Origin of the sequence: Streptomyces sp. NPDC006283 (assembly GCF_040613325.1) — a bacterium.
Taxonomy (GTDB): Bacteria; Actinomycetota; Actinomycetes; order Streptomycetales; family Streptomycetaceae; genus Streptomyces.
Genome location: NZ_JBEXRZ010000408.1, coordinates 1 through 2500, shown reverse-complemented (window position 1 = coordinate 2500; position 2500 = coordinate 1). Strand labels below are relative to the sequence as shown.

At 67.8% G+C, this 2500-nt stretch carries 1 protein-coding gene and 2 pseudogenes; all 3 read right to left on the bottom strand.

Annotated features, from left to right (window positions below):
• The coding region (locus ABZ070_RS36680) for a serine/threonine-protein kinase (RefSeq protein ID WP_356640462.1) at window positions 1–1283 on the bottom strand (1283 nt) is incomplete at its 3' end.
• Window positions 1284–1602: 319 nt separating this feature from the next.
• Window positions 1603–1751: pseudogene (locus tag ABZ070_RS36675) on the bottom strand (transposase); the annotation flags it as partial.
• 198 nt (window positions 1752–1949) lie between these two features.
• Window positions 1950–2375: pseudogene (locus ABZ070_RS36670) on the bottom strand (transposase); the annotation flags it as partial.
• Window positions 2376–2500: the final 125 nt, after the last annotated feature.

Sequence of the window (2500 nt, the reverse complement as noted above, 5' to 3'; positions counted from 1 at the left end):
GGGCTCGGCTCGGGCTTCGGCTCGACAGTCGGCTCAGGCTCCGGGCTCGGCTCCACAGTCGGCTCCGGCTCCGGGCTCGGCTCCACAGTCGGCTCCGGCTCCGGCTCGACAGTCGGCTCCGGCTCCGGCTCGACAGTCGGCTCAGGCTCCGGGCTCGGCTCGACGGAGGGCGAGACGGTAGCGGCCTGGGCGGGATCCTGTCCGTCGGCCGGTGCCGCAATGGTGGTGGCCGGGGGCGAAGAGGTCTTCTTCTGCCCGCCGTCGTCGGCCGCGTCCGCGTTGACGGCCAGCACTACGGCCATAACGACTGCGGCGGCTCCGGCCAGGAGGCCATGGCGGTCTGGTTTCCAGCCCGGAGGATTCGGGGTACTCACCGTGGTCTGGGCCAGGGCGGTGGTAGCGGTCGCTGGTCCGCCCGCCGAGGGGAACAGCAGTGGCAACAGGGCGGCAAGCGCCGCAAGTTTCCGCCGGCCGCGATCCTCCCAGTCCGGTCCGTACGCCGCGCACGCGATCTCTTCGAGCTCCGCGACGAAAGCCTCCGCGTTCGCGGGCCGTTCCTGCGGTGTCTTCGCCAGCCCGCGGCGGATCAGCGGCCGCACCAGCTCCGGCGCGCTCTCTTCCGGTACGGGTGCGGTGACGTGCTGCATCGCGAGCTCGGCGAAGTTTTCACCGGAGTACGGTTTGCGGCCGGTCAGGCACTCAAAGAAGGTCGCTGTCGCGGCATAGACGTCGGTGGCGGGCGACGCTGGTTCCCCAGCCCACTGCTCGGGGGCCATATACGCGGGGGTGCCAGTCACGCCGGGTGTGGTCCCGCGTTCGGCCGCTATACCAAAGTCGGCCAGCTTCGACGAGCCATCGGCCGCGACTAGGACGTTCTCGGGCTTGTAGTCGCGGTGCACCACGCCAGCGCGGTGTGCCGCCGCGAGGCCGAGCAGGGAGCCCTTCAGGATCACCAGCGCGGACTCGGGGTCGGTGCGGCCCTCGCGACGCAGCAGGGACCGCAGAGCGATGCCGTCGACCAGTTCCATGACGATGGCCGCGCCGGCGGGCGCCTCGACGTACTCGTACAACTGCACGACGTGCGGCGTGTGAAGGCCGCCGAGCAGCCAGGCCTCGGCGCGGAACTGGTCGACGAAGGCGGTATCGCGCCGGAGCCGTTCGCTCAGGTATTTGATGGCGACGGGGATGCCCGTCTCGTCATGGACAGCGAGCACGACACGCCCGCTGCCGCCAGAGCCCAGCTCTCTGGACGTGGTGTATCCGGGCACCAGCCATGCGTTCATTCTTGCTCCCTGAGCCGTTATGTCCTGCGAGCGGGGGCCGCGCGATGACGGTTCCATCCCCTCAGGGACATTTCGGTTCCTCGTTGTTGTGCGCCGGTCACCGGCAGGACGGGTGCGGCACCTCCCGCACCGCAGCGACGAAACCCGGGTGGTCGGGCTGGACTTGGGCGATGATAGGTACGGCGTGCGGGCACCGATTAGGGGGTGCGCGCCGCTTGTAGGATCCGATCCAACGCGCCCGCCGCTGGTATCGTCAAGCGTGTTGGCATAAGATGTTGCGCCCTGCTGATGGCCCGTGGCGGAGGAGGCGGCGTCCGATCTGGATCGACTTGCGGCGGCCGTCGAGCATCAGTCCCCGCAGGTAGCAGTCGCCCTTCGCCCGCTGATCCTTGCGCGGCACCGACGCGAACACGTCAGCTATGAATAACGCAACGTCGCCCAAACTCGGTTCACTTCATATGCATCCACCTATCCAACATGCCCAGGAACAGGACGGACCGGAAGACCTAACGGAGTCCTACTAGTGCTGGCCCTTGCCTGCGCCGATGCCGACCCAGCGCCGGACGCGGACGTACCGCTGAAGTGGGCGGGCGACTTCGAATCCGGCCAACTTGTCAACCAGGCTTTGAAGAGTGTTGTGTCCCGGCAGGAGCGTTGGTTCGAGGTTCAGATGTCGCGCCAGTTCGGGGCTCGGGTGAGTCTGCGGCTCAGGAGATTGATCATTGCGTCGCGGATTATGGCTTCGGAGCGGTGGGGTTTCGTAGTCGCGGGCAGGCGTCGGTGGTGCATGAGCCAGCCGAAGGTCCGCTCGACAACACAACGCCGGGGGATCACCTTGAGTCCCTTGATGCCGGGGTTGCGTTGGACGACCTCGACGCCGATGCGGGCGCAGTGGTCGATGGCCTTCGTCCGGTTGCCAGTGTCGGCCAAGGCCTTGGTGACGCGAGGGTTCTCGGCGGCGATGCGGGACAGCAGGTGGATGCCGCCGGCGTTGTCGCAAACGCTGGCCGCACTCACCCAGACGGCGAGTAGGAGACCGAGGGCGTCGACGCCGAGATGGCGTTTCCGCGGCCTGCGATTCTTGCCGGCGTCCCGATTCAAGGTCCGCAGGAGCGTTCGTCCGCCGCCGCCGCATCGATCATGGTCTTGGAGATCGTCGTGTATGTCCGTACCCAGGCTGCTTCGGTCTCCGTGCTCCAGCTGTGCGTGGCGTACTG